This is a genomic window from Actinomadura sp. NPDC048955 (assembly GCF_040649435.1).
Lineage (GTDB): Bacteria > Actinomycetota > Actinomycetes > Streptosporangiales > Streptosporangiaceae > Spirillospora > Spirillospora luteofluorescens.
The window spans coordinates 167,799-190,157 of record NZ_JBEZJI010000006.1; the positions used below are offsets into that span (position 1 = coordinate 167,799).

The window sequence follows — 22,359 nt, forward strand, 5'->3', positions numbered from 1 at the left end:
CGTCAGCCACCGGCGGTCACGGAGGCGCGCCGCCGACCGCAGCAGGGTTGCTCACCATTCAGCGCAGTTCCGTCATCACACTCCTGCCGCATCTGCGCGTCCAGCGGCTCGATCGCTCAGATGGCGCAGCGGCTTTCGAGGGTGCGTTCGATCGTGGTGCTGATCGACGTCATCGCCTCGACGATGCGTCGGCGGTCGCTCTCCGAGAACGTGCTCAGCCGGACGCGCAGCACCTCCGCCGTGCGGTCCTCTATGACCTCGAAGGCGGCGCGGCCGCGTCGGGTCAGCCGGACCGTCTGGAAGCGCCTGTTCTCCGGCGACCTGTACCTGGTGATCAATCTGTTGGCCTGGAACCGGGCCAGGACGCGGCTGAGGTAACCGGGATCCATGCCCATCCGCCGGCGCAACTCCATCACCTCGGTGACGTCCCGCTGCGCCAGTTCGACGATCACCCAGCCCTCGGTCACGGAGTACGGGGCGTTCTCCCAGCTGAGGCGCAGACCGTCCACCAGATACCGGTATATCCAGCCGAGCGCCCGCGCGTCACGGACGAGGTCGCCGTCACGCGACCCCACGGCGGACTCCCGTGCCGCATTCATTGACCAAGTCAAACATATTTGTCCTCTCTTGTCTCCGGCCGCCGGCCCGGGCGCACGGCATGCCGGTCGGGCTCCGCGAGGGGCAGGCAGTGCGGCCCCAGCCCGGCGGCGACCCGGCGAAGGTGCTCGATCATGACCGACGAGGAGGGCAGCCGGTACTCGCCGGCCGGCGTGGCGGCCGCCACCGTCCGGGTCAGGGACGGCTCGCTCAGCGGGCGCACCACCAGGCCGGACGGGGTCGCCGACAGCGTGAGCGACGGAGCGAGAGCGACGCCGAGGCCTGCCGCGACGAGACCTCGCACCGTCATCTGGTCGTCGGTGCGGAACGCGATCCGCGGCTCGAAGCCCGCCTGCCGGCAGGCGCGCGGAAGGACGTCGATGGTCGAGCCGTGGTGCACTCCCTGGATCCAGCGGTCCTCGGCGAGGTCGGTCAGACGGAGCCGTTCGCGGTCCGCGAGCCGGTGGTCGAGCGGAAGCGCGACGTGGAGGGGATCCACGAGAAGCGGACTCAGCTCCACGTTCGCCGGCACCTGCAGCGGCACCACGGGGAACTCGTAGACCAGGGCGAGGTCCAGTTCGTACACGGCGACCGCGGCCATCGCCTCGTCCCGGTCGATCTCCGTCAGGTCGACCTCCACCTCGGGGACCCGCTGCTGGAACGCGCTCACCGCCCGGGGCATCAGCGTGGCGTTCGCGGTGGTGAACGACCCGAGCCGCAACCGGCCCCCGGTACCGTGCGCGACGGCGGCCAAGGACGTCTCGGCCGCACGCAGCTCGGCGAGGACCACCTCGGCGTGCCGCACCAGCACCCGTCCCGCCTCGGTCAGCCGCGCGCCTCGGGCATGCCGCACGAGCAGCTGCGCTCCCGCTTCCCGTTCGAGCACGGCGATCTGCTGGGAAACGGCGGAGATGGTGAAAGAGAGGGACTCCGCGGCGCGGGTCAAAGAGCCGTGCCGCGCCACCTCCCGGAGCACGCGCAGCCGCGTCACGTCGAGCATGGCGCAATGCTAGATACGCGGCTCGGAACCTTCCCGGCCGCCGAGGAAAGGCCCGTCCTGAACCGGACGGCGGGACGGGTGAAACCACGCCGACCGCGATGAGGACTCGCTTGCCGCGTCATCGTCCACCTCCTGGAAACGGACGTGCGCGACGCAGGAGGCACGAACGCTTCACCAGATCTTCCGCAGAAACTAGGCCTGTCAGCCCGGCTTCTCCCCTGTCACCAGGAGCACCGCTTTGCCCGCCACGCGCCGGTCGCGCAATCGGTGCAGGCTCTCCCGGGCGTCCCGCCAATCGTTCACGGCCGCGGTATCCACTGCCAGCTCCCCAGTGGCGACCAGCCGGGCAAGGTAGGTCAAGTCATCCTCAGTGCGGGGGCCGTCCAGGTCGTTCACTGCTTCCACCCTTCGGGGCCGACGACGACCTTGGCGGCGCCGAGCGCGGCGAGCCCTTCGCCGCGCTCGGGCCGACCGACCATCGCCGTCACCTCGGCCTTGAACCGCCGCGCCAAGTGGACGGCGAACCGGCCGACCCCGCCAACCGCGCCCGTCACCAGAACGCTGGCCCCCGCCAGGTCCCCTGCCATGCGCAACATCCGCAGCGCGGTCAGCCCGGCGGTCGGCAGCGTCGCCGCCCACTCGACCGTGAGCCCGTCCGGGATGACGGCGAGCCGGGCCGCGGGGACCGCGACCCGCTCGGCCCAGCTCCCGCCGTCCGCGATGCCGAACACCCGCGTGCCCGGGAGCAGGTGACCGGTGGCCGGTGCGGTGCCGGACTTCTCCTGGTCCGCCACAACGCCCGCGAAGTCCCAGCCCGGCCGCCAGCCTGCGGTCGCCGACGTCAGACGGTGCAGTTCGCCCCGGTTGACCGAGACGGCTTGCACGTCCACCAGCACCTCGCCGGCGGCGACGGATGGCTCGGGCACCCGGAGCAGCTCGACCAGCCCCTCGTCGCCCGTCGCGGACAGGGCTCTCATGATCTGGCCGGCCAGCGCGGAGGCGAATCGGGTGCCCAGTCCAGCCCGTCCCAGTCGCTCCGGACGGGAGAGAACGCCTCGACGACCACCGCACCGCCGGCACCGGCATGTACCTCGTGCGGCACGTCGGCGTGGATCGCCCAGACACCGCCGGGGCCGAACTCGCGCGCTTCCGCGCCGATGGTGAACCGCAGGGAGCCTGCCAGGCAGAGACCGACCTGCTCGTTCCGGTGCCGATGCGCCGGCACCACGCCGCCGGGCGGGATCTCCACGACCGCCAGCGTGATCAGCTCGCTCTCGACGACCCTGGCGACGACGTCCTGCCAGATGCGCAGCGGCCGGATCGAGCCCAGCTCGTTCAAGGCGTTCGGCGTCCCGTCCCGCCTGTTCGGCTCGTTCACGCCTCCGCCTCCGTGCCGAATACGGGAGTGGTCCACTCGTGGTGCCGGTCGCCGCCTCGCCGGGCGATCGACGACAGTTCGCGCCGCAAGGCCAGCGTCGTCTCTCCCGGCTTCCCGTCGCCCACCCGGCGTCCGTCCACCTCGATGATCGGGGCGACCATGGCGGCCGTGCCGCACAGCAGCGCCTCGTCGCAGGCGTACAGCTCCGAGCGGTGGACACGACGCTGGACGACGGTGACACCGAAGTCCTCGGAGAGCAGTTCGGTCACCTGGCGGCGGGTGATCCCCTCAAGGATGTCGTCGGTCGCCGCGGGTGTGGCCCACTCGTTCCCGGAACGCACGAGGACGTTCGACGTCGTCGCTTCGGCCACGTAGCCGTCGGTGGTCAGCAGCAAGGCCTCGTCGAACCCGCGCTGGATCGCCTCCGTCTTGGCCAGCGCGGGGCCGACATAGCTCCCGATCACCTTGGCGCGGTTGGGCACGGCGACATCCGTGCCGCGCCGCCAGGTGCTCACCATGCACCGGATGCCCCGCGGGTCGATGTAGTCGCCGGGCATCGGCGTGGCCGGGATGCACAGCCGGCTGCCCGAATCGTGCATCCGGACGGCGAGCTGCTCCCCGGCCAGGAACAGCAAGGGGCGGACGTAGCTGTCGGCGCGCACGTCGTTTCGGCGCAGCAGTTCACAGGTCGCCGCCACCAGGTCCGCGGGCGGATACCCCAGCCGGAGGCCGAGGATTCGCGCGGAACGCTCCAGCCGCTCGAAGTGCGCCAACGCCTCCAGGAGAAAGAGCTCTCCCCGCTCCTGGTTCCACGTGGCCCGGATGCCCTCGAAGGTTCCGGTTCCGTACGAGACGACGTTCGCGAGAACACTCAGTCGCGCCGCATCCGACGAAACGAATTCGCCATCGACGAAGACCACGTCGTAGGGCACGCCGAAAACGGCGCGATCCCGTGGTTCGACTTCTACTCGTACACTCAACGCACTGACCTCACCTTCACCGAGGGCCGCCTGTCAGCAGCACGTTAAGCCGGTCACCACGTTAAGCACAATCGAAGGCTTCTTAATAAAGCCTTCAGCAGCCCTGTAAGCGATGCCGCACCCCCTGTCTCGACCAGACCTTCGCCAGCGATGCACCGCGCAAGCCGCACTCATGCCGACACATCCATGCAAATTTCCTGGCGACAGAACAAGTTCAGATTCTTGAATTCAGCGTGAGATCGGCGGGGAGTTCGGCAAACGCGCGGAGATGGCCGAAAGATTCGAACGGCATGTCGCCGAGGTGAAGGTGCACGTGCCCGAAGACCGGCTGGTGGTGTTCGAGGTCAAGGACGGATGGGCGCCGCTGTGCGCCTTCCTGGGGCATCGGAGAACCTCGGATTCGCGACAGTGGACGCCGGGATGCGCACGCTACGCGGCCCGCCGGTCATGCTCGCGCGGACCGGCGCCAAGGCCCACGGGCGCACCCTGTCGGAGACTCTCCACGCCGACCCGACCGATCTGAAGGCCCGCCTCCAGGCCAGGCCGTCATCGGCGACCGCCGTCGATGCGGCGGAGATCCCATCCTCCCCTCGTCTGCCAGACAGACGGAAGGAAGCCGCAGAGATCGCCCTCATCTGCGCCTTGGCCGCACTCGTGACCTTGTGCGCCCCCGGGAGGCGCCGGCGGGCACAGGAACCTCGGAAGATCTCGGACTGAACGGCTAATCGAGACAAAGAGGCTCCATCTCTCTTCACGCCTATTTCCGGGCAGCCGTCTCTTATCGAAAAAGATCTTGACCCGAACGTCGTCGCACCGGCAGCCCTCGAAGGTCTTATAAGCGGTTGAAGTCGGCACTAACGAGAAACGAGATCCAGCGATGCTGCGCAGAAACCGGCATGGACAGGAGGTCATCGACGAAGATGCCGTTTTTCGGGACGTTCTAAAATACGCAGAAGCAAAGGCCAGGAACTTCGGCCTGACTCCGGATCAGGTCGAGGAGATCACGTCCACCGTCGCCATGTCGTTGTGCATGCGAAGCGACACCCTCATGCAGATCGTCAAGGAAGGCCGCGACACCAAATCCTACGTCCAGACGGTGACCCGCAACGAGTTCATCAACCACATCAAGCGCGAGCAGCGTGACCGGGCCCGCGACGCTCTCGTACGCGGATTCGAGGCGGTGAACGACTCCGGCGGCAGAACCCCGGACAACTCGACGCGCGTCACCGACAAGATAACTCTCCAGCAGGCCATGGGAGGGCTGGACGACGAACTGCTCGTGATCACGTTCATGCACATCTACGAGGACAAGTCCCTGCCGAAGATATCCGAGGAGCTCGGTGTTCCCTATGGGACCGTGAAAAGCCGTTATCTGAGGGCGCTCAAACAGTTGAGAGAAGCGATCCTGGGCGACGAGCTCGACGCGGAGGTAGAATGAGATGGAATTTTCAGAATCGGATCGAGAATTCGAACGGCTGATCAAAGCCATGGCCGCGGAGGAGATGCGGGCCTGCCCGCCCGCCTCCGTGGAGGAGCACGCGGCCCTGAAGCGCTTCCGGCGCCGGATGCGTGCCCACCGTGCAGCCGAACGCCGCGCGCGGGCGACCCGGCTCGCCGCCGCGCTGCGCGCCCTTCCGCCGCGCCTACTCTTCTCGGGGGCCGGTCCGCGGCTCGCGTTCGTCATCGTCGTGGTCGTGCTCCTGACCGGCGTGATCGCCGTTCTGAGCCTGGCCTCACCGTCCGGTGGTCACACCGGGAAGCCCGGCATGGCGGCCCGGGAACCCACGCGGGGGCGGCAGGAACCGTCCACGCCCGCGATGCGGCCCACCGGTGCACGGAAATCGACCGTCGAGACGTCGCTGTCGGGCCAGATGATCGTCGATGGCGCCGGCATGGGGCACCCCGTGATCCCTTCGCCGCGCCCCTCCACGATGTCCGCGGCGGACCCTGCGGCTGGGACATGGATCGTCATGGGAACGGCCATCCCCCACACCCGCGAAATCCTCCTGATGACGAAACCGGGACCGGTGGAAGTCACCGCCACCGTGAGCGGATGGAACACCCTGAAGCCCTGCGAATGGACGGTTTCGGCCGGCCCGTCGCGCAGCAAGAGAAGACCGGCCACGACCGAGCCCACCCGCGTCACCTTCGCCGTGCCAGCGCCGGCGAGCAAGATCACATTGGGCGTCAGGCACGACTCGTCCGGCCCGGACACCGGGGCGGAGGGATGCGTGATGGCGAACATCCTCGTCAAGGCGCGCCCGTCGCAGTCCTCTCCGTCGGACCCGACCAACAAATCGGGTGTACGCGGCAGGTCAGATCGCCCCAGGCGCCGCACCAAGGGGCCGACGGTCACCACAACGCAGGCCCCGACTCCTGCGCCATCGGCCACGCGAACCGTGGATCCGCCGTCCACGCCGCCCGCCACCGAAACGCCGAACCCGGCGCCGGCGTCGCCCAGCGCCTCACCTTGACAGAGAGGACGTCCCCCCGTGCAGAAAGCAGCAGAGCGCCTGCCGTCGGACATCGCATTTCGCAAGAGCAGCCATTCCGGCAACGACAGCAACTGTGTCGAACTGGCCCCGATCCCTGGTGGCGTCATCGTTATTCGCGACAGCAAGGCTCCGGGCCACGGCCTGCTGGCCGTTTCTGCCGGACAGTTCGCTGAACTGCGCCACCGCATCAGGAAGGGAGCCCTCGACCCCCGCCCCTGACCGGAGCCCCTGAGGGCCTCGCCTCCCCGAGGCCCTCAGGCTCCGCCCACCGGTAATCGGACGACGCGGGACCCGGACTCGAGAAAAGGGAAGCCCCGGCGACCCAACCGCGAGCTTCCCTGCCAAGGCTTCAAGGGATTCTATTCAGAACGAAACGGCCTGAATCTGGGCCATCCGACTGTTCCGGGAACCGGGATGAACTTTTCTGTGACCGCTCCGGTGACAGGCGCATTGGAGACCGGTATCGGCCATTTGGCTGGCTCCTAGTGGGTGGGGGTGTTTGCTGGGTGGGTATTTGGTGTGGGTTCGGGAGTGGGGCGGCAGGGGGCGTCTGCGCTGGAAGAGTTGGGATGTGTTTTGGGTGACGGGTTGTTGGTGGTCCTTGATGTGAGTGCCGACGGTTGATGGGAGAGCCGCGGATTCCGCCGCCCATGTGGGCTGTGGCGTCCGGTAATGCCGTCGTCTATCAGGCAGGACGCGACATCAATCTGGGGGCGCCCGCCTATCGGTTGGAGCGTCTGCGGCCGGGGCCGTCTCCGCTCTCTTTCGAGGACGCCCGGCGGCGGCCGGGGCGGTTGCTGGCCGCTCGGCAGCGGGTGGTCGGCTTCAGTGGCCGGGCGGCAGAACTGGGCACGTTGACACGCTGGCGCGATACGTCCGTCAGGGCCGCGGTGCGGTTGGTCAACGGCACCGGTGGCCAGGGCAAGACACGCCTGGCCGAGCGCTTCGCCGAAGTGTCGGCGGACGCCGGATGGACGGTCCTGGTGGCCCGGCAGGGGCACACCGTTCCTCGGGCCGCCAACGCGGAAGCGGACTCCGATCGGTTGCTCGTCCTCATCGACTATGCCGAGCGCTGGATCTTGGACGATCTGCTCCAGATGATGCACGATCTGGCGGGTCCGGATCGCGGCCGTGTCCGGTTCCTGCTGACGGCCAGGCCCGTGGGCATGTGGTGGTACGGGTTGGCGCATCGCCTGGAGAACGACCTCGACCTGTCGACCGAGGCCATGTCGTTGCCCGTGCTCGCCGCGTCAAGGGGGCGGCGCAGGGCGGAGTTCGTCCATGCCCGCGATTGCTTCGCCGCGGCCATGGGAGTGACCGATGCCGAGGCGGTTCCCCCGCCGGCGGCTTTGGCTGATGACGCCTACTCTGTCGCGCTCACCATTCACATGGCGGCGCTTGCTGCGGTCGACGCGCATCTGCATGCCGAAACCGCGCCTGAGGATCCTGGTCAGTTGTCGGAGTATCTGCTCGGACGCGAGTACGACCATTGGCGCGAGTTGCATGCGCGTCCGGGTGATTTACCTGCCGTCGCTCCGGTCACCATGGGCCGGACGGTCTTCGCCGCATCGCTCACCGGCCCGCACGACCACGCGCAGGGCACCGCACTTCTCCAGCGGGCCGGGCTCGCAGCCGATCGGGCAGCCGCGCAGCCGATACTCGACCGCCATGCCCGGTGCTACCCGCCGCAGGACCCGGCCACCGTCCTGGAACCGCTGACGCCCGACCGGCTGGCCGAGGACTTCCTCGCCCTCCGCCTCCCGGGCCTTCGCTCCGGCCAGGCCGCCGATCCTTGGGCGGCCACGGCACTGCGCGATCTGCTCGAGCAGCCACCGGCCCGCACGCGGCAGGCGCTCACCATGCTGATCGAGACGGCGGCTCGCTGGCGGCATGTCGGGCGCGACCACCTGTATCCGCTGCTGACGGAGCATCCGCGGCTGGCACTGGCCGCCGGTGGCGCCGCGCTGGTCACGCTGGCCGAAACGCCCCACCTGGACCCGGCGGTGCTGGAGGCGATCAACCCGCTCCTGCCGGACCATCACGTCGACCTCGACATCGGAGCGGCGGCGTGCGTCGAGCGGCTCACCGCCGAACGCCTGGCCACGACGACGGACCCCGCCGAACAGAGCAGGCTGCACTACTCCGCGGGCGTGCGCCAGGGGATCGCCGGGCTGGCCGGGCAGGCGGCCCCACGGCTCCAGCGCGCCGTGGACGATCTCGCTCGGCTCCCCGACGAGCGGTTGCCCGAGGTGCGGAACCAGCTCGCGGCGGCACTGTTCAACCTGGGGATCGCGTTCCTTCATCAAGGGCAGTACCAGGCCGCGGCCGACCGGCTACAGCGGGCGGCCGCCATCTACGCCCTTCACGACGCGGTCGACCAGCTCGCCATGTGCGCGGACATGCTGCAAGCCGCCATGGCCCATCTGGGTGATCAGCGTCAAGCGCTCGTCCTCGCTACGCAGGCGGAGCAGGTTCTGCGAAAGAACTGCAGCGCGCTTCCGGAGTCACAGGCGGTGTTCGGACGCGCGGTGCTCAATCTCGGCAACCGGTTGGCCTCGTACGAGAGGAAATCCGAAGCCCTTGAGAAATCCACGGAAGCGGTGGGCGTCTTCCGCCGGCTGGTGGAGGACGATAGGGACGCCTATGCGCCGGACTTGGCGCGAGCGCTCGTCAACCACGCTCAAGACCTGGCCGATGCCGGGCGCACCGAACAGGCAGTGGAGGCCTCCGCGGAAGCCGTCCGGCTCCACCAGGCCATGTGCCATCTGAATCCCGTCGGCTACCACACGGACCTTTTCAAGTCGCTGGTCAGTCACTGCGCGCAGCTGGCACGGCTCGGTCGGCACACGGAGATGGCCGACCTCGCCGCCGAGGCGCTGCGGATGACCCGGGAACCGCCTGCCGGGGCGGTTCCGCTCCCCACTTCACTGAACGCGGCCGGACACGCCAAGGTCGCGACCTGGCTCCTGACGGTGGACGAGGCCAAGGCCTCCGAGATCGCTCGGAAGGCCCTTGAGCTGACGGGGACGGTCGAGCCGACGGATTCGTCGGAGCACCGCCGGACTCTCGCTCGCAGCCTCATGCCGATGGGGCTGGAACTGGGCAGGTTCGGACGTCGCAGCGAGGCGATACCGGCTCTGGAGGCCGCAGCGGCGCTGTACCGGCGGCTCGGCCCCGTCGATCCAGAAGGCCAGAGCGTCTTCCAGATCACTGGCTATCTGAAGTCGCTGACCCCCGAGCGTTTCGCCGAACACATGAGCAAGCTCGGCAGCCAGGTACAGCAAAGAATGCTGACCGACCGGCCTCCAGCACCGCCTTCGCGGCGTCCGGTCGAGCGCGTCCAGCCGAAGAGAACCTCACGCCGCAAGCGGCGCAAGGGCGGTTCCTGAGAGGCCCTCGCGGAGCCCGGCTTCTTCAGTTCGAGCCCAGCGGTAGTCCGTGAGCCTTCGCTGATTTTCAGCCAGCTGGGGAACTCGGAGAAGATGCGCTGGTAGAGCTCTGTGTCGGTGATGTTGGCTGTGTCGTCCACCGCGAAGAAGCCGGCGTTGTCGATGAGACGTCCGTCCAGGGTGTCGAGCTTTTCGAGAATGCCGTACCGGCCGTGGCCGAGACCGATGAACTGCCAGAAGACCGGCCGGTTCGACGCCTCGCGCAGGAGGCGGGCGATCTGCGCGTTCTTGGCCACGCCGCCGTCGGAGAAGAACAGGACCAGGGCCGGTTCGCCATGACGAGCCTCGTAGAACGCGAGGATGTCCTCGATCACCTGGGGTTCGTTGTTGCGGCCGCCGAGGCTGACGCGGCTTCCATCGGTGGCGACGGCCTCGTGCATGCGCACGTTGTTCGTACAGGGTTTACAGCAGGCTCCCGAGACCCGTGGAAGCACGTGCGGGGCCTGGTCAGGCGTGGAGGAGGTCGGCTGCGGCGGTGTAGCCGTTCGGGTCGATCACGGTGCCCTGCTGCTCGGCCAGGGCGGTGACGGCGGGATCCCAGTGGACGCGGGTCCGGCCCTCGCCGCCGGTGATGACGACCATCTCGCCCTGCTCGGGGCCGAGGCTCTCGAAGCGCCGCCAGGCTCCCACCGGGACCGACAGGGTGTCGTAGGGGCCGAGCTCCGTGGAGACCGGGTTCTCCCGGTTCAGGGTGATCCGCCAGCGGCCGCCGGTGACGATCAGCACCTGGGACTCGTCCACCGCGTGGGTCGACATGCCGCGTCCGGTGGCCGCGCGCAGGCGCGCGAGGCTGAAGCCGTGGGGGTCGGCGAGGCGCGGATGCTGGTCGCGGTCCTCGGTGATCCCGTAGCCCACGACGGCGGCCAGTTCGGCGCCGCCGGTCTCGAGCGCGGAGTCGAGGAACGGGGCCGTCGACCAGCACAGGTCGGACGGGCGGGCCAGGCGGGCGCGCATCTCCTCGACGCCGATCCTGCGGAGCGTGGCGAGTTGGGCGTCGGTCAACGGGCGCTTCAACTCCACCCCGCGGGGGTACTCGCCGGGTTCGGTCTCGATGAGGCGATTGTCCGAGGTGAGGTGCAGGCCGTGCTCGGCCGCCTTCTCCAGGACGGACGGCGCCCAGATCAGGCCGCCGGAGCGGTCGCGTCCGAGGGCGGTGAACAGGAACGCGTCGTCCGTGCCCACGCTGGTGAAGCCCCTGAACACCCAGGTCGGGATCGAGATGACGTCGCCGGGTCGGACGGTCGCCTCGCCGTCGTCGCCGTGGACGCCCCAGCGGAACCGCCATTCGCCGGCCATGCAGACGAAGACCTCGGCGGTGAAGTGGAGGTGGAGGTTGTTGGTGACGCCGGCCGGCATCGCCGCCGCCCCCAGGTTGAAGCCGTGCGGCGCGGTGACCGGGACGGCCTGCTCGGCGTTCTCGGAGACCCCCGGCCCGATCATCGGATAGTTGATCTTGTTTTCGGAGCCGGGAATCCTCGTGTCGATGAAGGCGGCGGTATCGGCGGTGAGGTCCTTGCGCAGGATCGTCCGGGAGGCGAGTTCGGCGGCGGACACCTCGGGGGGCATGGCCTTGATCCCTTCATGCAAACGTATGCGTTGCGATTCACGATCGCAGCGAGAAAGTACGTTGTCAACAGCGTGCTAACGTATGCACAAGTTTCACGGAGAGGCGGAGCACATGCGCGACAACCGGCTCAAGGAGCTGTTCGGCGCGGGCGAGACCGTGGTCAACGCGTGGGTGTCGGCCGACAGCGCCTATCTCGCCGAGACCCTCTCGCACGCCGGGTTCGACTCGGTGACCGTGGACCTCCAGCACGGCATGTTCGGGCTGGACGGCGCCGTCCGCCTGCTCCAGGCCGTGTCCGCGGGGCCCGCCGTCCCCCTGGCGCGGACCCCGGCGCTCGACGCGGCCGTGATCGGCAAGCTGCTGGACGCCGGCGCGTACGGGATCATCTGCCCGGCCGTGGACGACCCCGTCCAGGCGGCGCGGTTCGTCGCCATGTGCAGGTACCCGCCGACGGGCGTGCGCAGCTACGGGCCGGCCCGTGCGAACCTCGCGCAGGTCCCCGGATACGTCGAACGGGCCGACGCGCAGATCCTGACCTGGGCGATGATCGAGTCGCGGGCCGCCCTGGACGCGGTGGAGGAGATCGCGTCGACGCCGGGGCTGGACGGTGTCTTCGTCGGCCCGAACGACCTCGCCCTCGCGCTGGGCGCCGAGCCCGGCCTGGCCGTCCCGCCGCCCGAGGTCGAGGCGGCCCTCGCCCGGATCGCCGAGGCCGCGCACGCGGCGGGCCGGATCGCGGGGGCCTTCGCGCTCGGCACCGAGGCCGCGCTGCGGCTCACCGGGCAGGGCTACGATTTCGTGACACCGGGCGGCGACATGGCGATCCTGCGGCGGGCCGCCGCGGATGCCGTCGCGGCCGTGCGGGGGACGGCGGTGACCACGGCGCCGTCCGGCGGATACTGACCCGGCGGGTGGCGGAGGGGCGGACGGATGCGAGTGACGAGCCTGGACGTGGCGCGCGCCGCCGGAGTGTCGCAGTCCACCGTGTCGCGGGCGCTGCGCGGCCACCCGGGCATCCCGCCCGAGACCGCGCGGCGCGTCCGGGAGGCGGCGGCGCGGCTGCGCTACGTCCCGAGCGACCGGGCACGCGATCTGGTCACCCGGAGCAGCCGCCGCGTCGCGATGGTGGTCGATCTCGACAACCCGCTGTGGTCGCTCCTGGTCGGGCGGCTGTGCGACGAGCTGGACCGGCGTCGTTACCGGCTCTCCCTGATCGCCGAGCACGGGGATCCGGAGGACATCGAGTCGCATGTGCTCGGCGGCACGGTGGACGGCGTGATCGTCTCCACCGCGTCACGGGACTCGCGGCTCCCGGGCGTCCTGCGCGAGCGCGGGGTGCCGGCGGTGCTGCTGCACCGCTACGCCGAGGACGTTCCGCTCGACGCCTGCGTCGCCGACGACCGGCTCGGCGCCCGGCTCGGCACCCGGATCCTGCTGGAGGCCGGGCACCGCGAGGTCGGCGCGCTGCTCGGACCGCGCACGGCGAGCACGGCGCGCGAGCGGGAGGACGGCTACCGGTCCGCGCTGGCGGACGCCGGGATCGACCCCGACCCGGCCTGGATCCGGCACGGGGGGTTCGACTTCGGGCACGGGCGTTCGGCGGTGGCGGCCATGGTCGCGGAGCGCCGGCTCCCGCGTGCGCTGTTCTGCGCGAACGACACGATCGCCCTGGGTGCGATGAACGGCGCGCACGAGCTCGGGCTGCGGGTGCCGGACGATCTCGCCCTGGTGGGCTTCGACGACCTGGAGCAGGCGGCGTGGCCGCTGGTCGGGCTGACCACGATCCGCGTGCCGTTCGAGGACATGCTGCGCAGTGCCGTGGACCGGCTCCTGGAGAGGATCGCGGGGGACGACGGCGGGCCGCGACGCGTCGTCCACCCCGTCGAGCCCGTCCTGCGCACCTCGCACGCGGGCGGCTGAACGGGCCGCCGCGGTCACCTCGCGAGCCACCGCCGGAGCCGGGCGGCGACCTCGGCGGGACGTTCCAGAGGGGACATGTGCCCGCAGTCCGGGACGACCTCGTGACGCGCCGTCCGGATCGGCTCCGCGAGGGCCCGCTGCAGGGCGGGCGGGCTCACCTCGTCCAGCTCACCGCTCAGCACCAGGACCGGGACGTCGATCGCGGCCAGCGAGGGGTGGAGGTCGATCCGCGACTCCTGCGCGCGGAGCTGCCGCAGCAGGCCGTCCGGCCCCACGGTGCCGGCCATGCGCTCGTTGCGGGAGACCAGGTCGGGGTCGGCGCGGCGGACGGCGGGCAGCGTCGCCCGCGCCGACTCGGCGGCGACCGCCGCGAACTCGCCTCGTCCGACCCGTTCGGCGAGCCGCGCCCATCCGGCGCGCTGGGTGGGCGAGCCGGCGCCGGCGCTGGTGTTGAGCAGCGCGAGCCGGGTGATCCGGGCGGGGGCGCGCCGCACGATCTCCATGGCGACGATGCCGCCGAGCGAATGGCCCGCCAGCGCGAACCGCGCGGGTGCCCCGTCGAGCACCCTTGAGGCGAGACCGGCGATCGAGTCGTCGAGGTCGATGCGCGGGCACAGGACGTCCGTCTCCGGTCCGAGCACCGCGACCACGCCGTCCCAGACCGTGGCGTCGCCGAGCATGCCGGGCAGGAGCACCAGCGGGTCCGGGCCCGGGGCGGCGCTCATCGCGCGACCATGCCGGCCGACAGGTCGATGTCGGCGCAGTGCAGCCCCGACATCATCAGCATCGCCACCACGGCGCGTCCGACCTCGTCCTCTTCGATGAGGCGGCCGAGAGCGGCGCGGGAGGCGAACGCCGTCTCGGCCTCCTGTTCGGTGATGCCGAGGCGGGCGGCCTCCAGCCGGAAGTTGCGCTCCATGCGGGGGCCGCGGACGGGGCCGGGTGACAGCGAGTTGACCCGGATCCCGAGCGGGCCGACCTCCGCGCCGAGGGTGGTGGTGAGGCCGATCACGGCCATCTTCGAGGCGGTGTAGGGGGTGCGCATCGCCAGCGGGCGCTTGCCGCTCACGGACGCGATGTTGATGATGTCGCCGGAGCCGCGCGCGAGGAGGAGGGGGATCAGCGCGCGGCAGACGAGGTAGGTGCCGCGCACGTTGGCGGCGAACACCGCGTCCCACTCGTCCGGCTCGATCTCGGTGAGCGGCCTGACCGGTCCGGCGACGCCCGCGCAGTTGACCACGATGGACACGGCCTCGCCGGCGACCGCCGACGCCAGGGCCGCCACCGAGCCGGCATCGGCGACGTCGGCCTCGACGACGCGGGCGCCGGCGCCCCGGGCGGTCAGCAGCCTGGCCGTCTCCTCCAGGTTCGCCCGCGTGCGCCCCGTGGCGACCACCCGTACCCCGGCGTCCCCGAGGGCGAGGGCGATGGCGCGGCCGAGGCCGTTCCCGGCACCGGTGACCACCGCCGTCCGGCCGCGCACGCCGTCGAGCACATCGCCCGGCAGGTCAGGCATCGGCGCGCACCCCCGTGAAGGCGTGGTCGCTCCACGGCAGTGCTCCGCCCCGGTACTTCGCGGCGCGGACGTCGCCGGAGCGGGCATGCCCCTCGAACAGCTCCACCCGGGCGGCGCGGCCGCACACCTCGCCGAGCATCGCGCTGGACTCCGGGTCGGTCACCTCCTGGTAGGTGACGGTCTTGAGGTACTTGCCGACCCACAGGCCGCCGGTGAACCGGGCGCTGCCCCGGGTGGGCAGCACGTGGTTGGTGCCGATCACCTTGTCCCCGTACGACACGCAGGTGCCCTCACCGAGGAAGAGCGCGCCGTAGTCGTGCATCTTCTCCAGGGCCTGCCGCGGTTCGCGGGTGAGGACCTGGACGTGCTCGGAGGCGAAGGTGTCGGCGACGGCGAAGGCCTCGTCCAGGTCGTCCACGACGAGGACCTGCCCGTGGTCGCGCCAGGCCGGGGCGGCGAAGTCGCGGGTCGGCATGTCGCCGAGAAGCCGTTCCACGTGCGCCATCGCCCTGCGCGCCACCTGCTCGCTGGTGGTGACCAGCACCGCCGGCGAGTCGGGGCCGTGCTCGGCCTGGCTCAGCAGGTCCACGGCCACCACGAACGGGTCCGCGGCGTCGTCGGCGATCACGAGGATCTCGGTGGGCCCGGCGAACAGGTCGATGCCGACCTCGCCGAACAGCTGCCGCTTGGCCTCGGCGACGTAGGCGTTGCCCGGTCCGGCGATCATGTCCACGCGCTCCATCGACTCGGTGCCGATCGCCAGCGCCGCCATCGCCTGGACGCCGCCGAGCAGGTGGATCTCGTCCGCCCCGGCGAGGTGCATCGCGGCGACGGTGGCGGCGGGCACCTCACCGCGGATCGGCGGTGTGCAGGCCGCCACCCGCGAGACCCCGGCGACCTTCGCGGTCACGATCGTCATGTGCGCGGACGCGGTGAGCGGGTAGCGCCCGCCGGGCACGTAGGCGCCGACCGCGCGGACCGGCAGGTTGCGCTGGCCGAGGCGCACCCCGGGCAGGGTCTCCACCTCGAAGTCGGTGATGGAGGCGCGCTGGCGTTCCGCGAAGGCCCGGACCTGCGCCTGGACCCACTCGATGTCCTCGATGACCTGCCTGGGCACCCGGGCGACGATCTCGTCGATCTGGCCCGCGGTCAGCCGGAAGGCGGCGGGGGTCCAGTCGTCGAAGCGGGCGGAGTGGTCGCGGACCGCCGCGTCGCCGCGGGCGCGGACGTCGTCGAGGATGCCGCGGACCGTCTGCGCGACGCGGCCGTTGTCGGCGGCGATCTGCTCGGAGGCGACCGCCTCCTTCAGAAAGGTGATCATTTCGTCCTTCGGGCGGAGGGGATATGAGACGGGAGGGACTCGTCCGCGGGCGCCCGGCGGGGGATGCGTCCCATGGACAGGCTAGGGAGCGCAGAGAAACAGGACTAGACCGACTTATCCCACATTTGCCATAGGGTTCCCCTGTGACCCTGAATCAGCTGCGCGCGTTCCTGCTCACCGTCCGGACGGGATCCTTCACCGCCGCCGCGGCGGAGCTGAAGATGGCGCAGGCGTCGGTGTCGGAGCTCATCCGCCGGATGGAGGAGGAGGCCGGGCTGGCGCTGTTCATCCGGGGCGGCCGCCGGCTCGTCCTGACCTCGGCCGGCGCGGAGCTGCTGCCGTTCGCCGAGCAGGCCGTCTCCTCGGTGGACGAGGGGCGCGCGGCCCTGCGGTCCATCGGCTCCCTGGACGGCGGCGCCGTGACCTTCGGCCTGCTGCGCAACGCCTCCTACTACCTGCTGCCCGACCTCGCCCAGCAGTTCCACGAGGCGTTCCCGAACGTCCGGCTCCGGCTCGTCGGGCAGAACTCCAGCGAGGTCGCCGCGGCCGTCTCCAAGGGAGAGCTGGAGGCCGGCCTGGTCGTGCTGCCGGTGGAGGACGCCGGGCTGCGGGTGACGCCGCTCATCCGGGACGAGGTCTTCTACGCCAGCGCCGACCCCGAACGGCTCGCGGCGACCATGACGATCCACCGCATGGCGGAGGCCGACCTGGTCATGTACGACGCCCGGTACGGGTGGTCCGACCCGACCCGGCGCCAGATCGCCGAACGGGCCCAGCTCGAGGGCCTGCGGATCGAGCCGATCATCGAGGTGGAGCACGTCGAGGCGGCGCTCGCCCTGGTCGCCCGGGGCGTCGGCGACACGATCATCTCCCGGGCCGTCGCCGACAGCCCGTTCTGCCCGCCCGAGGTCGGGACCGTGTCGTTCGCCGAACCCCTGTACGACACCATCGCCTTCATCCAGCGCACGTCGTCGGTGCTGTCGCCGGGCGCGCGGGAACTGGCGCGGCGCGCGCGGAGCACCCTGCTGGCCGGGATCACCGACCCGGCGCAGCGCGTCTACCCGGCGACGGGAGGGACGGCCCGGCGCCGTCCCGGCGTCAGCTGACCTCGGTGCCGCCGGGCGCCGTGCGGCCGGTCCGCACGAGTTCCCCGTACAGCTCGGGCCGCCGGTCGGCGATGACGTCGGCCAGGTCGGTCAGCCGCTTGCCGCGCGCCGCGACGAGGTCGAGGTCGGCCGTCGCATGGCCGTCCTCCGTTCCGGTGCTCGCCCGGATCCAGCCGTCCGGGTCGACGAGGACGGTGCCCCGCGTCCACCGCTCCCCGCGTTCGAGCCCGGAGCGGTCGCAGCAGGCGACGAAGACGCGGCTGGCGCGGGCGGCGGCCATCGCGGCCACCACCTCGGGCGGACGCTCGCCCTCCGGGCGGGGCACCACCGGCCAGTTCGTCGGCACCGCGATCAGGTCGGCTCCCCGCAGCGCCAGGGCACGGGGCATCTCGGGGAACTCCAGGTCGTAGCAGACCAGCACGCCGATCCGGCCGTACGGGGTGTCGAGCACGGGCGGTTCCGCTCGGCCGGCCGTGAACAGCGTCTTCTCGCGGTCCCACAGGTGGACCTTTCGGTAGACGGCGCGCACCCCGGTTCCGTCCAGCACCACCGCGCTGTTGTGGACCCGGCCGTCCGCGGCCTTCTCGCAGAACCCGGCGACGACCACGGCGTCGCCGCGCGCCGCTTCGCCGGACCACTCCGCCAGCCGCGTGTCGTCCGCGCCGATGGACGCCCGCCGGGCCTCCTCCGCGCTCGCGAACAGGTAGCCCGAGGTCGTGAGTTCGGGCAGCACGACGATCCGCGCGCCGTTCGCGACGGCGGCGCGGATCGCCGAGCGGGCGCGCCGGATGTTGCCGGCCGGGTCGCCGAGGACGGGCGCGAACTGCACGCACGTCACCCGGGTCGCCATCGGTGCCATCTCCAGCTCCCCCTGTCGTCCGGTCAGAGCAGCGCGGCCGGCTCGTCACGGAGCAGTTGCGCCATCACATCGAACTCGTTGAACAGCGCCCACTCCTCGACGATCTCACCGTGCCGGACGTAGAGCTGCGACATGCCCCAGATGTGAACCTGGCGGCCCGTCGGGGCGCCGTACAGCGAGTAGCCCTTGTGGGTGCCCGCGCCGCCCCAGCGCACGCTGACCCGGTAGCCCTCGTCCGGGTTGCCCATCCAGTAGACCTCGTCGACGTGGACGCCGAGGTCCGGGAACGTCGCCAGAAGGGCGCGGGCCATCGCCCTCACCTGCGCCCTGCCGTAGCCCTGCCGGTTGGTGGCGCCGTACCAGCGGACGTTCGGCGCGTAGAACCGGTCGACGGTGCTGAGGTCGCGGCGGTTGTAGGTGTTGTGGAAGAGGGCGCGGACCCACTCCTCCACGTCGAACGGTCTGGAGGTGTCGGGTTCGGCGACGGCGACGGGCTTGCGCCCGCCCTGCAGCCGCTCCACCTCGGTCTGCTCGCGTTCGGTGTACGGCCGCAGCGCACCGGCGTTCCCGAACTCGCGGGCGCAGGCCGCCACGTCGAGGCCGAGTTGCTGCAGCTTGGCCGCGGTGTTGTAGAGGACCCACTCCTCGTAGATCTCGTTGTCCCCGATGACGCAGTTGGCGATCACCCAGGTGTTGACGCGGCGATGGGTCGGCGGGCCCCACCGCCAGTGGCCGGTGTGGTCGCCGATGTTCAGGGCGCGGTGGGACGTGACGAAACCCTGCTCGTCGTCGCCCGCCCAGATGACCTCGTCGGCGTAGTGCCGCATGTTCGGGAAGGCGGCGATCGCCTGGATCGTTCCAGCGACCATCTCCTCGATCCCGTGCCGCGGGCCGCTGTCGTCGAAGACGCGGCAGCCCGGCGCGTAGGTGTCGTAGATGTAGCCGATGTCCTGGTCTTCCCAGATGCGGTGGGTGATCCGGACGATGTAGTCGACGATGTCGGTGTAGTGGTCCTCGAACCCGCGCAGCGACTGCTTCCGCCGGCTGTAGTCGCCGTCGGGGAGCGTCGCGCCGCGGCCCTCCGAAAGGGCGATCGAGAAGTCCGCCGGCATGACACGTCCGGTGGACGACACCTGCGGCGCGGACCGCGGGGCCCGCTCGCCCCCGTCGCGCGGCTCTCCCGGCTCGTTGGTCTCCGTCACTTGCCGCACTCTTTCTTGTACACGTACTTCTGGACTTCCGGCGTGGACAGGTTCGCCGGCGTCGCGAAGACGAGGTCGGAGTTCTGGTCGCGCGGCACCGGCTTGCCCGCCACCGCGTCCAGCGCCGACTGCACGCCGATCTGGCCCTCCTGGTAGGGGTGCTGGACGATGGTGCCGTCCATCTGCTTGCCGTTCAGCGCCGTCTCGATGGGGCCGGAGATGTCGAAGCCGATCAGCTTGACCTTCCCCGTCCGGCCCGATTCACGCAGGCCGGTGACGGCGCCCTCCGAGTTGGTGGTCGACATGGCGTAGATGCCGGTGAGCCTCGGGTTCGACGAGCTGGCGCTGGAGGCGATCGAGGACGCCTTGGCGGTCTCGTTCTTGCTGTACTGGGTGCCGAGGTACTTCATCCCCGGGTACTTCTTCAACTGGTCGGTGAACCCCTTGGCGCGCGCCTCGCCGAGCGGGTTGCCGGGGTCGTTGTTCAACCCCATGATCTCGCCCTTGCCGCCGGTGGCCTTGGCCATCTCGTCCGCGGCGAGCGCGCCGCCCTTGATGTTGTTCGAGATGATGTTGGTGGTCATGATCGAGCGGTCGTCCACGTCGCCGTCCACGCCGATGATCTTGATGCCGGCGGCCTTGGCGAGCTTCAGCGGCGGGATCAGCGCCTTGGAATCGGCCACCGAGATCATGATCGCGTCCGGCTTGTCGGCCACCAGCGCGTTGACGATCGCCGACTGCTTCGCGGGGTCGAACTCCGGCGGCCCCTGCACGTCCAGCTTGACGCCGAGCTCCTTCGCCTTCTCCTGCGCCCCGCACGCGACGGTGTTGTAGAAGGGGATGCCGGTCACGGCCGGGACGTAGACGATCCGTTTCTGACCGGCGTCCGAGCCCGACCCGGAGCCGCAGGCGGTGAGGGCCAGGGCGGCCACGCCGGCCGCGGCGGACAGCCGCATCGCGGTGCTGTATCTCATCAGGTCTCCTAGCTGCGATCGCGCCGGGCGCGCTTGAGGTGATCGACGTAGACGGCCGCGATCAGCACGAAGCCGATGACGACCTGCTGCCAGTAGGGCTGGACGTGGGTGACGACGAAGCCGTTCTGCAGGACGGCGGGGATGAAGATGCCGACGACGGTGCCGAGGATGGTGCCGATCCCGCCGAACAGGCTCGTCCCGCCGAGCACGACCCCGGTGATGACCTGGAGCGCGTCGGTGGCGTGGCCGGAGATCGTGGTGGTGGCGAAGCGGGTGAGCGACATCGCGCCCGCGACCCCGGCGAGGCCGCCGCTGACGGCGTACAGCTTGATCAGGTGCCGGTTCACGTTGATGCCGGCGCGGCGGGCCGACTCCTCGTTGGAGCCGACGAGGTAGGTGTGGCGGCCGAACCGGGTGAAGGCGAGGATCAGGCCGCCGACCAGCGCGACGACCGCGGCGACGTAGACCAGCCAGCTGAAGCCGAGCGGCCGGGACGTGGTGATCTTCAGCAGCGCGTCCGGCACGGTGGTGACGTCGTTGCCGCCCGTCATGATCTGGGACGCGCCGAGGGCCGCGCCCATGGTGCCGAGCGTGGTGATCAGCGCGGGGACCTTCAGCAGCGCGATGCACACGCCGTTCAGCACGCCCCAGGCGATGCCGGCGAGAACCGACGCCGCCATGCCCGCGACCACGACGGCCGCGCCGTCGCCGCCGATCGCGGACATCGTCTTCGCCATCACCACGCCGGAGAACACCAGCACCGACCCGATCGACAGGTCGAAGCCGCCCGCCACCATGACGTACGTCATGCCGACGGCCATGACCAGCAGCACCGAGATGTCCAGCGAGATGTTGCGGCCGGTCGCGGTGGTGGGGAACGCCTCCGGACGCAGCACCGAGAACAGCAGGACGAGCAGCGCCAGCACCAGGCCCATGTAGGCCGGCGAGGTGGACAGGAACTTGCGCAGCGGGGACCGGTAGGCGATCTTCAGGGTGCCGCTCGCGTCGTCCGGCCCTCCGGCGGCCGCCGCGTTCGCCTCGTCCGCGACCTTCGCCGAGGTGGCCGATGCGGGGGTCTCGGTCATGCGGCCTTCCCTTCCAGAGCGCCGGTCATCGCGCCGACCAGCTGTTCCACGGTCGCCTCCGCCGCCCGGTACTCGGCGACGCGGCGGCCGAGCCGCAGCACCTGCACGCTGTCGGCGACCTGCAGCACCTCGGGCATGTTGTGGCTGATCAGCACGACCGCGATGCCCTTGTCCGCGACCCGCCGGATCAGCTCCAGGACCTTGCCGGTCTGCCGGACGCCGAGGGCCGCGGTCGGCTCGTCCATGAAGATCACCTTGTCGGCCCACATGACCGACCGGCAGATGGCGACGCTCTGCCGCTGGCCGCCCGACAGCGCGGCGACCGGGGCCTCGATGTCCTTGACGTCGGTGCCCATGTCGACGAACGCCTTCCGGGCCCGGTCCCGCATGGTCTTGCGGTCGAGGACGCCGAGACGTCCGAGGAGCCCGGGCTTGAGCAGCTCCCGCCCGGCGAAGACGTTCTCCGCGGAGCCGAGTTCCGGGGCGAGGGCGAGGTCCTGGTAGACGGTCTCGATGCCCATGTCATGGGCGCTCTCCGGCGAGCCGAAGGAGACCCGCTCGCCGTCCAGCAGGATCTCGCCCGCGTCCGGGCCGAGCGCGCCCGAAAGGATCTTGACCAGGGTGCTCTTGCCGGCTCCGTTGTCCCCGATCAGGGCCGTCACCTCGCCGCGTGCGACGGTGAAGTCGACTCCCCGGAGCACCTCGACGTGCCCGTAGCTCTTGCCGATGCCGCGGGCCTGGAGTAGCGGGTCCGCCATCTGTGATCTCACCGACCTTTCCTTCGGTCCTGGCGCGCGGACCGACGTCCGCCGCCGTCGACGGGGCGGCGGGCGCGCCGGGCCAGCCCGGTCGCCGCCGGCGGGACGCCGAACCGGCGGGAGGGCCGGCGTGTGCGCCGGCCCACATCGAG

At 70.7% G+C, this 22,359-nt stretch carries 23 protein-coding genes; 7 read left to right on the forward strand and 16 right to left on the reverse strand.

Annotated features, from left to right (window positions below; all coding sequences use genetic code 11):
- Positions 1-116: 116 nt before the first annotated feature.
- The 6 genes from AB0C84_RS08955 to ilvE form a co-directional block, all read right to left on the reverse strand.
- Positions 117-575 (reverse strand): MarR family winged helix-turn-helix transcriptional regulator, encoded by a 459-nt coding sequence (locus AB0C84_RS08955; protein ID WP_361063033.1) that lies wholly within the window; start codon positions 573-575, stop codon positions 117-119.
- A gap of 32 nt (positions 576-607) precedes the next feature.
- Positions 608-1,597, reverse strand: coding sequence for a LysR substrate-binding domain-containing protein (locus tag AB0C84_RS08960; RefSeq protein ID WP_361063036.1), 990 nt, complete (start codon positions 1,595-1,597; stop codon positions 608-610).
- A 201-nt stretch (positions 1,598-1,798) separates the two neighbouring features.
- Positions 1,799-1,993, reverse strand: coding sequence for a hypothetical protein (locus AB0C84_RS08965; protein ID WP_361063039.1), 195 nt, complete (start codon positions 1,991-1,993; stop codon positions 1,799-1,801).
- Positions 1,990-2,574, reverse strand: a complete 585-nt coding sequence (locus AB0C84_RS08970) for a hypothetical protein (RefSeq protein WP_361063042.1) — start codon at positions 2,572-2,574, stop codon at positions 1,990-1,992. The genes AB0C84_RS08965 and AB0C84_RS08970 overlap by 4 nt, the downstream gene beginning before the upstream one ends.
- A complete protein-coding gene (locus tag AB0C84_RS08975; RefSeq protein ID WP_361063045.1) occupies positions 2,571-2,975 on the reverse strand; it encodes a cupin domain-containing protein in 405 nt (134 codons plus the stop codon). Before AB0C84_RS08975 ends, AB0C84_RS08970 begins: the two co-directional genes overlap by 4 nt.
- Positions 2,972-3,907, reverse strand: a complete 936-nt coding sequence (gene ilvE / locus AB0C84_RS08980; RefSeq protein ID WP_361063048.1) for a branched-chain-amino-acid transaminase — start codon at positions 3,905-3,907, stop codon at positions 2,972-2,974. The genes AB0C84_RS08975 and ilvE overlap by 4 nt, the downstream gene beginning before the upstream one ends.
- A 286-nt stretch (positions 3,908-4,193) precedes the next feature.
- Here ilvE and AB0C84_RS08985 point away from each other — a divergent pair, with 286 nt between their 5' ends.
- The 4 genes from AB0C84_RS08985 (at position 4,194) to AB0C84_RS09000 (ending at position 6,669) form a co-directional block, all read left to right on the forward strand.
- The gene (locus AB0C84_RS08985) at positions 4,194-4,478 is read left to right on the forward strand and encodes a sulfotransferase (protein WP_361063248.1); all 285 of its coding nucleotides are present in this window, start codon (positions 4,194-4,196) and stop codon (positions 4,476-4,478) included.
- A gap of 354 nt (positions 4,479-4,832) precedes the next feature.
- Positions 4,833-5,393 (forward strand): RNA polymerase sigma factor, encoded by a 561-nt coding sequence (locus AB0C84_RS08990; RefSeq protein ID WP_361063051.1) that lies wholly within the window; start codon positions 4,833-4,835, stop codon positions 5,391-5,393.
- 1 nt (position 5,394) lies between these two features.
- Positions 5,395-6,429, forward strand: a complete 1,035-nt coding sequence (locus AB0C84_RS08995) for a hypothetical protein (protein WP_361063054.1) — start codon at positions 5,395-5,397, stop codon at positions 6,427-6,429.
- A gap of 18 nt (positions 6,430-6,447) precedes the next feature.
- Entirely contained in the window at positions 6,448-6,669 is a 222-nt protein-coding gene (locus AB0C84_RS09000) for a DUF397 domain-containing protein (RefSeq protein ID WP_361063057.1), read from the forward strand.
- A 2,995-nt stretch (positions 6,670-9,664) separates the two neighbouring features.
- On the opposite strand, the gene AB0C84_RS09005 is transcribed toward AB0C84_RS09000, so the two are convergent.
- Positions 9,665-10,279, reverse strand: coding sequence for a VWA domain-containing protein (locus AB0C84_RS09005; RefSeq protein WP_361063060.1), 615 nt, complete (start codon positions 10,277-10,279; stop codon positions 9,665-9,667).
- A 67-nt stretch (positions 10,280-10,346) separates the two neighbouring features.
- Positions 10,347-11,465 carry a hypothetical protein gene (locus tag AB0C84_RS09010; protein ID WP_361063063.1) on the reverse strand — a complete coding sequence of 373 codons (1,119 nt, stop codon included), beginning with the start codon at positions 11,463-11,465 and terminating at the stop codon, positions 10,347-10,349.
- Between the two features lie 82 nt (positions 11,466-11,547).
- Between AB0C84_RS09010 and AB0C84_RS09015 the strand changes: the two genes are divergently transcribed.
- Positions 11,548-12,369 carry an aldolase/citrate lyase family protein gene (locus AB0C84_RS09015; protein WP_361063066.1) on the forward strand — a complete coding sequence of 274 codons (822 nt, stop codon included), beginning with the start codon at positions 11,548-11,550 and terminating at the stop codon, positions 12,367-12,369.
- 27 nt (positions 12,370-12,396) lie between these two features.
- Entirely contained in the window at positions 12,397-13,386 is a 990-nt protein-coding gene (locus tag AB0C84_RS09020; protein ID WP_361063069.1) for a LacI family DNA-binding transcriptional regulator, read from the forward strand.
- 14 nt (positions 13,387-13,400) lie between these two features.
- Here AB0C84_RS09020 and AB0C84_RS09025 read toward each other — a convergent pair whose 3' ends face one another.
- The 3 genes from AB0C84_RS09025 to hisD are packed head-to-tail and all read right to left on the reverse strand — an operon-like array spanning position 13,401 to position 16,223.
- A complete protein-coding gene (locus tag AB0C84_RS09025) occupies positions 13,401-14,111 on the reverse strand; it encodes an alpha/beta hydrolase (protein WP_361063071.1) in 711 nt (236 codons plus the stop codon).
- Positions 14,108-14,902, reverse strand: coding sequence for an SDR family oxidoreductase (locus AB0C84_RS09030; protein WP_361063074.1), 795 nt, complete (start codon positions 14,900-14,902; stop codon positions 14,108-14,110). Before AB0C84_RS09030 ends, AB0C84_RS09025 begins: the two co-directional genes overlap by 4 nt.
- Positions 14,895-16,223 carry a histidinol dehydrogenase gene (gene hisD / locus AB0C84_RS09035; RefSeq protein WP_361063076.1) on the reverse strand — a complete coding sequence of 443 codons (1,329 nt, stop codon included), beginning with the start codon at positions 16,221-16,223 and terminating at the stop codon, positions 14,895-14,897. The genes AB0C84_RS09030 and hisD overlap by 8 nt, the downstream gene beginning before the upstream one ends.
- Positions 16,224-16,366: 143 nt before the next feature.
- Here hisD and AB0C84_RS09040 point away from each other — a divergent pair, with 143 nt between their 5' ends.
- Positions 16,367-17,329 carry a LysR family transcriptional regulator gene (locus AB0C84_RS09040; protein WP_361063079.1) on the forward strand — a complete coding sequence of 321 codons (963 nt, stop codon included), beginning with the start codon at positions 16,367-16,369 and terminating at the stop codon, positions 17,327-17,329.
- Here AB0C84_RS09040 and AB0C84_RS09045 read toward each other — a convergent pair.
- Genes AB0C84_RS09045 through AB0C84_RS09065 form a run of 5 tightly spaced genes read right to left on the reverse strand, consistent with a single transcriptional unit; the run spans position 17,322 to position 22,219 of the window.
- Entirely contained in the window at positions 17,322-18,188 is an 867-nt protein-coding gene (locus AB0C84_RS09045; RefSeq protein ID WP_361063082.1) for a nitrilase-related carbon-nitrogen hydrolase, read from the reverse strand. The genes AB0C84_RS09040 and AB0C84_RS09045 overlap by 8 nt on opposite strands.
- 23 nt (positions 18,189-18,211) lie before the next feature.
- Positions 18,212-19,390, reverse strand: a complete 1,179-nt coding sequence (locus AB0C84_RS09050) for an ester cyclase (RefSeq protein ID WP_361063084.1) — start codon at positions 19,388-19,390, stop codon at positions 18,212-18,214.
- A complete protein-coding gene (locus tag AB0C84_RS09055; protein ID WP_339154832.1) occupies positions 19,387-20,364 on the reverse strand; it encodes an ABC transporter substrate-binding protein in 978 nt (325 codons plus the stop codon). Before AB0C84_RS09055 ends, AB0C84_RS09050 begins: the two co-directional genes overlap by 4 nt.
- An 8-nt stretch (positions 20,365-20,372) precedes the next feature.
- Positions 20,373-21,449 (reverse strand): ABC transporter permease, encoded by a 1,077-nt coding sequence (locus AB0C84_RS09060; protein WP_179846857.1) that lies wholly within the window; start codon positions 21,447-21,449, stop codon positions 20,373-20,375.
- Positions 21,446-22,219, reverse strand: coding sequence for an ATP-binding cassette domain-containing protein (locus AB0C84_RS09065; RefSeq protein WP_258944021.1), 774 nt, complete (start codon positions 22,217-22,219; stop codon positions 21,446-21,448). The genes AB0C84_RS09060 and AB0C84_RS09065 overlap by 4 nt, the downstream gene beginning before the upstream one ends.
- Positions 22,220-22,359 lie beyond the last annotated feature (140 nt).